4 protein-coding genes and 1 pseudogene are annotated in these 6,502 nt (G+C 71.8%); 4 read left to right on the top strand and 1 reads right to left on the bottom strand.

The annotated features are described in order from the left end of the window. The 3 genes from ABZ749_RS26335 to ABZ749_RS26325 all read left to right on the top strand — a co-directional run. A partial coding sequence (locus tag ABZ749_RS26335) for a RyR domain-containing protein (RefSeq protein WP_357232490.1) occupies nucleotides 1–1,897 on the top strand: 1,897 nt, incomplete at its 5' end. Beyond that, the gene (locus ABZ749_RS26330; RefSeq protein WP_357232487.1) at nucleotides 1,887–2,399 is read left to right on the top strand and encodes a hypothetical protein; all 513 of its coding nucleotides are present in this window, start codon (nucleotides 1,887–1,889) and stop codon (nucleotides 2,397–2,399) included. The genes ABZ749_RS26335 and ABZ749_RS26330, both read left to right, overlap by 11 nt. A 62-nt stretch (nucleotides 2,400–2,461) precedes the next feature. Continuing rightward, entirely contained in the window at nucleotides 2,462–2,635 is a 174-nt protein-coding gene (locus tag ABZ749_RS26325; RefSeq protein ID WP_357232484.1) for a hypothetical protein, read from the top strand. 51 nt (nucleotides 2,636–2,686) lie between these two features. On the opposite strand, the gene ABZ749_RS26320 is transcribed toward ABZ749_RS26325, so the two are convergent. Beyond that, nucleotides 2,687–5,767, bottom strand: a complete 3,081-nt coding sequence (locus ABZ749_RS26320) for a hypothetical protein (protein WP_357232481.1) — start codon at nucleotides 5,765–5,767, stop codon at nucleotides 2,687–2,689. A 150-nt stretch (nucleotides 5,768–5,917) separates the two neighbouring features. Here ABZ749_RS26320 and ABZ749_RS26315 point away from each other — a divergent pair. Continuing rightward, nucleotides 5,918–6,502, top strand: a pseudogene (locus ABZ749_RS26315) (serine protease); the annotation flags it as partial.

The following is a 6,502-nucleotide window of genomic DNA, read 5'->3' as shown; positions in this document are numbered from 1 at the left end:
CACGGAGCGGGGCTACTGGTCCGCCTATCCCGAATCCCCCAGCCCCCGGGTGTACGGCGAGACCGCCGCCGCCGACGGTAAGGCCGCCTTCGAGCTCATGACGGATCCGGTCGCCGGCTCGTCCCGCCCGACCGGCTGGAGTCTGCGAGTCCTCTTCGGAGTGATCGGGCTGGCCGCTCTCGTCCTCGGCTATGTCGGCTTCGAACGCCTGCTCCAGGCCCGACCGGACGTCGCCCACGATCCGTACGATGTGCTCTACTACGACCTGCAACTCTTCGTCTTCGGCGCCGAACCATTCCAGGACGCCGGCCCCTACCCGTGGCAGTTGCAGGTCGCCCGGTTCGCCGCCCCGCTGTTCACGCTCCTCGCCGTCGCCGAGGCCAGCCGGCTGCTGCTGGCCGCCGAGAGTCGTCGCCTGCGCGCCCGGCGGGCACGTGGTCACGTCCTGGTCTGCGGGGACTCCCAGTTCGCCCGCATGCTCGCCGACCGACTCTTCGCCGACGGTGAACGTGTGGTGGTGGTGCGCTCCGAACCGTTCGGGCCGCTGGAGTACCGGCGGCACCGGTACCTCGGCGTGGTCGGCGACCCGACCAGCCCCGAGGTGTTGCGCGGTGCCGGCCTGCCCCGAGCCCACACCATCTACGCCTGCAGCGAGGACGACGACCGCAACCACGCGATCGCCAACACCGCCAACCGGCTCATCCAGGACCGACGGCAACCACCGCGGGTCTACATCCTGGTGCACGACTCGGAGATGTGTCTGTCCCTGCAGGCCCGACGACTCGGTGCCGCCGGGTCCAGCCGGCTGCGGCTGGACTACTTCCACGTCGACGACGTCGCCGCGCGCGCGCTGAACCGGCACCACCCGCTGCCCAGCGGGGGAGACCGACCGACCAGGATCCTCATCGCGGGCACCGGCGCCTTCCGCCGGGCTCTCCTGGTGGAGACCGTCCGGCACTGGCGCGCATCCCGAGCCGACATCCCCCGGGGCCAGGCCGGGCCACCCCTGCGGGTGGACGTGGTGGCACCGGACGCCGGGACCGAGATCGCTCTTGCGTCGTCGCGGTACCCGTTCCTGGCCACCGTGTGCCAGTTGACCGCGTACGACCTGGATCTCGACGGTGTCGTCGGTCTCGGCCGCGACCGCTACGACCGCATCTACGTCTGCGCACCGGACGAGATCAACGGCCTGCGGTTCGTGCTGGACACGCCCGCCCTGTGGCAGGGCGCCGAGAGTGCCGTGTTCGTGCCGGTCTACCGGCAGGCGGCGCTCGCCGCGGCCTTCCACGGCGACTCCCGTCACGACCTGCTCGACGAGGTGCACGGCAAGCTCCGGCTCTACCCGGTGCTCACCCACGCCTGCGACGCCCGGCTGATCGCCGAGGATCTCACCGAGCGGCTGGCCCGGCTGATCCACGAGCGGTACGTCCAGGCTCAGCAGCGCGCCGGGGTACGACTCGGCGATGCCCCGGCGATGGTGAACTGGTCACGACTACCCGAGTCGTTGCGGCGGGCCAACCGGGCCCATGTGCAGGACATCGCCGCCAAGCTGTTGGACCTCGGTTGCGTCGTGGCCCCCCGCCACGGTGGCACCGGTGACGCCTCGGCCGCCGGGCAGGCCATCGACGACAGGATCGAGGAACTCGCTCGCCTGGAGCACGACCGGTGGTGCCGGGAACGGCGCGGGGACGGCTGGACGTACGGTGACCCGCGCGATGACGTTCAGCGGCGGCATCCCGCCCTGCGGCCGTGGGAGGAGCTGCCGTCCGACGTGCAGGAGCAGAATCGTGAGGGGGTCCGGGCGCTGCCCGATGTGCTGTCCGACAACGGGTTCGAGCTGATCCGGCTGGCACCTCCGGTGCCCGCGCAGCGCAGAGGCCCGAGGGATGCCGCCTGACCTCGGCCCGGTCCGCGTCGGCGTGACCGGGCACATCAACCTGACCCGCGACACCGAACTGCTCGTCGCCGACGCGCTCCGCGTCGAGTTGGGCCGGATCAGCGACCGGCCCGTGCACGGCGTGACCTGCCTGGCGGCCGGCGCGGACCAGGTCTTCGCGCGTACGATCCTCGATCTGGGCGGCACCTACGAGGTGATCCTGCCGGCCCGCGACTACCGGGTCGCGGTGATCAGGCCGGAGAACCGGCTGGCCTTCGACGAGCTGCTCGACCGGGCGGCAACTGTCGTCCACACCGGTCACGACCGCTCGGACACCGCCGCCTACGTGGATGCCAACCGTGAGCTGGTCCGACGGGTGCAGCGACTCGTGGCGGTGTGGGACGGCAAACCAGGCCGCCACCCCGCGTCGACGGATCGGACCATCGACTGGGCGCGGCACCACGGCGTCCCGACCACGATCCTCTGGCCCGTCGGTGCCCACCGAACCCCCGTCGAGGACTGACGGGCCGGTCCTGCCGCCGGGCCCGACGAGCGGCAGCACGGAAAACGACGGATACTCGCGTGATGACTGAACCCGATCTCGACCCGGACCAGTATCCGCCCATCGACCCGCGCGAACCGGTGCCCGACGACCCGGGGGTCCTTCTGCCCGGCGCGCCGGACGAATTGCCGGAAGCCCTGGCCGAACCGATGCCGGACGACGGTGGAGACGCCGGTGGCGTGCGCGAGCCGGCATAGACCAGTCCGTCGTGTCCGATGCCGCGCGGATCCGGTTCATCGGAGTGGGGGTCAGGCGGACTGTCGGTGGCGGCCGAGTGACAGGAGCAGGCCGGCGGCGGCCAGGGCGATTCCGGCGGCGGCGGTGTATGCGGGGAGTTGGGCGGGGATCCCGAGGTGGACGGTGATGCCGAGGATTCGGGACAGGCCCCAGGGCAGCAACGCCAGCTGGTCGTTCCACACCGTCAGCGCGCGTTCCAGGCCCACCACCGAGACCAGGGCGGACAGCACACCGAGGGGCACACCCGCAGCGGTGAGGGTCAGCCCGACGGCGCTTCGGCGGCGCAGGTCGTACCGGTCGCGCAGGACCACGGCGACGGCTACGAACAGCCAGCAGAACGCCGCGAACGCGACGGTGACGTACGCCGCGCGCAGACCCGGCATAGTCCAGAACGCGAACCAGTAACCACCCGGTCCGCGTCCGGCGAGCGCCGCCAGCAGGAGCACGCTGCGCAGCAGCGCGACGCCGCCGACCACGGCCCACAGGTGGAACGGATCCCGCCGGCCGACGACGAGGCGTACGACGAGGGCGAACAGCGCCCACCCGCCGAGGGTGACCAGCAGGTGCGCCGGCGCGGCGAACCAGGTCAACACGAGCCGGCTCGCCACCAGCACCAGGGCCGGGACCAGCCACACCACCACCCGGTCCGCCCGCGTCATGGGCATCGGCAGCGCGGCGACCCGCCACGGCCGGAGCGCGCCGAGCAGCAACCCGCGCGCGGCGGCCCCGCCGAACCCGCGCCCGTACCGGCCGAGGAGCACCACCAGCAGGATCGATCCGAGCATCGCTCGGGCCGCCCAGGCCATCGCCGGGTCCCGGTCGGCACGCAGCGCCCCGAGGTCGGCGGCGGTGAAGTTGTACGCGGGCAGGTCCAGGTCGGCGCCGTAGCGCTGCCGGTGCGTGTCGCGCGCGTCGTGGTACGCCGCTGCGGCCAGCCGCCAGCCGTGGCGGGCGGCCGGGGCACCCGTGTCCAGCCACTGCGCGTGCCGCAGCACCATGGTCCGGTATGCGCTCAGCGTCTCGAACAGGTTGACCTGGTAGTCGAGAGTCGCGGTGAAGCGGCCGCGCAGTTCGGCGTCCCGCCAGGTCGCCGGGTCGGTGGCGGCGACCAGGTCGCGCATGCGCCGAGCGAGCGCGACGGCCTGCGTGCCCTCCTCGATCGCCTCGTCGACGCGACCGCCGGTCACCGCGTAGATGCTGTCCAACGCGGCGGAGTCGCCGGTCGGGATGTCCCACTCGAAGATCCACATCATGGGCGGCGGTTCCAGCCCGAGCGCCCGCACCGACCGGTCGGCGTACGGGCCGATGTAGAGGCCTTTGGTGACCGCCTGCCGGGACAGAGCCATGGCCTGCCCGATCGCGGCGACGGTGTCCGGGTCGCCGGAGAACGTGCGGTACGCCCAGTCGGCCGTGACCTGCGCCGGGTCGGCGGACGGATCCCAGGCGAGTCGGCCGACGGCGTACGTGTTGAGGTCGTAGAGCTGCCAGAACCCCGTGCGCAGGTACAGCGACATGGGTCCGGCGCGCAACGGCCCGCCGTCCTGGGTCCAGTTCCAGACACCCTCGACGTTCGGGTTGGCCGCGAGGAATGCGCGCAGCGCCTGGCTGTGCAGCGGGCCGAGGTCGTTGGGCAGCGACCCGAACGCCTCGAACTCGCGTCGGGCCTGGAACTCCACGATGCGGCGGTGCCCGCCGCCCAGCAGTGTGGTGTTCAGGGGTAGGTGGCTGTAGAAGTCGCCGAGGGTGTACTTGGTGGACACGATGAGATGCGGATCGTCGAGCCCACCGAGCACCTGCGCGTACGACGCCGGGTTGGTGTGCAGGTCGCCGACGGCGCCGACGCCCACGGTCCAGGTGCGGAAGATGATCTCCTTGCCGGCTGGCCCCGCGGTGTCCAGCAGCGCCCGCAGCATCGCGCGTACGGACGCTTCCGTGGTGACCGCGAGCCGTGACGAGTAGTCCCAGCCGGTCCCGGCGTACACCTCGCCGCCCTCGCCGACGCGGACCATCAGGCCGTCGACGAACGGCATGCTCTCGAACAGCTCGGCCAGGCCGGCCTGGTAGACCGACCACAGCCGAGGGTCGGCCACGTCGAGGCCGCCGACCGTGCGCGTCAGGTATGCCTCCAGCGGGGGTGACACCGCGAGCATGTCGGTCAGCAGAAAGACCCGCATCCCCATGTCCTCCGCGTACCGGAAGACGGGGCCGAAGGCCGCGACCATCGCCCGCGCGCGGTCGACGTGTGGGTCGCCGGTCGGATAGACGGCGCGCCCGTCGCCGACCTTCGCGAACGTGACGTACTCCAGGAAGCCGGGCACGACGATGCCGTTGAACCCCTGCGCCACCGAGTGATCGACGAACTGCCGGAACTGCGTGTCGATGCGGGCCACGGCACCGGCGTCCACCCACGGCGCGCCAGGCAGCACCGCCGACCCGACCACGTCGGTGTTCAGGCCGTAGTCGTCGCCGGCGGCGAAGACGGCCGGGTCGGGCTCGCGTCCGACTGAGCCCGCGTCGGTCAGCCGCAGGCCGAGCCGGGGGATGACCACCCGACCCGCGTCCGACGCGGGGAGCGCTTCGGCACCGGAGCGGATCCGGTCGGCCAGCTGGTACATCCCGGCTGCCACGCCCGCGACATCGCCGCCCTGGACGGCCAGTTCGGCGCCGTGCACGTCGAGCCGGTACGACTCGGGCGTTCCGCCGAGGGTGGGCAGCACGCCCGCCCGCAGCGTCCTCACCGCTGACAGGTCCAGTGCGGTGCCCGGCGCGGCCATCGCGTACCTGGCTGGGCTCGACGTGGCCGACACGAGGACGGGTCGGGGCATGCCGCGGAGAACCACCGCGTCGGCGACGGCGGTTGCGGCCTTCCGGACGCGCGGCTCGTCGGGCACGACGAGGGATGCCAACGGCGGGACCGGTGCGGGCGTCCGCGCCGGCGCGGCGACAGCGTCCTCGCGCGGCACGGCGGCGGGGGAGTGGCTCAGCCCCAGCGTGTCGCCGACTCCCCACGCCGTGGCAGCGCCGAGCGCCAACAGGACCGCCGCGGCGACGAGCAGCGGGTACGGCCTGCGGACCTGGGCAACGTGAGCCACGCTCGCATGGTAGTGGCCGCACCAGCCTCCGTCTGACCTCGGCCAGCGCGGATGGCAGTTATGACATAGATGGGATTACATGTCTTGCGCGAACTCAGGTATGAAGGCCGAAGGCACGTCTCGGTGCTGATTCCTGAGAAGGAGCGACGGATGAAACTTGCCCTGCGCCGCCTGCGAACGGGGGCGGTCGTGCTCGCTGCCTGCACACTTGGGCTGAGCCTCCTGTCGGTACCCGCCGCCGAGGCGTACTCGGTTGCCCCTCTCGCGCCACGATCCGAGCGGGCACCGGAATCGAGCCAGTTCTCGGCAGAGGGTGTGACAACCATCGGTGAACTCCGCACCGTGAACAGCTCACTGTCCTACGCCGCCAGCGGCGGGACACAGATCATCCAGCACCCCGGTGCCACCTACGTCAAGGTGCACTTCAGCTCACTGCGACTGGCCGACGGCGACTACGTCACCGTGTCGAGTCGTGACGGCAAGGAGAGCTACCGGTACGACCGCCACCTGAACCGGGCGACCGGTTCGGACTACACCACCGACGGGCAGCCGGGCTTCTGGGCGATGTCGGTGGAGGGCGACACCGCCGTCGTGACACTGCACAGCAGCCGCCCCGCACGTGGCAACGCCGCAACCATTGACCGCTTCTGGCGCGGGTACGACCGCACGGAAATCACCGCGCACAACTTCTCCACCCAGTCCGTGTGCAGCACCGACGCCCGCCGGGACGTGGTC

Origin of the sequence: Micromonospora sp. NPDC047753, from assembly GCF_040642735.1 — a bacterium.
Taxonomy (GTDB): domain Bacteria; phylum Actinomycetota; class Actinomycetes; order Mycobacteriales; family Micromonosporaceae; genus Micromonospora.
This window is presented reverse-complemented; position numbering and strand designations above follow the sequence as displayed.

Bases quoted from the DNA above. Each gene is read 5' to 3' on its own strand.
- ABZ749_RS26330 (WP_357232487.1), top strand. From the start codon at position 1,887: ATGCCGCCTGACCTCGGCCCGGTCCGCGTCGGCGTGACCGGGCACATC.
- ABZ749_RS26325 (WP_357232484.1), top strand. From the start codon at position 2,462: ATGACTGAACCCGATCTCGACCCGGACCAGTATCCGCCCATCGACCCG.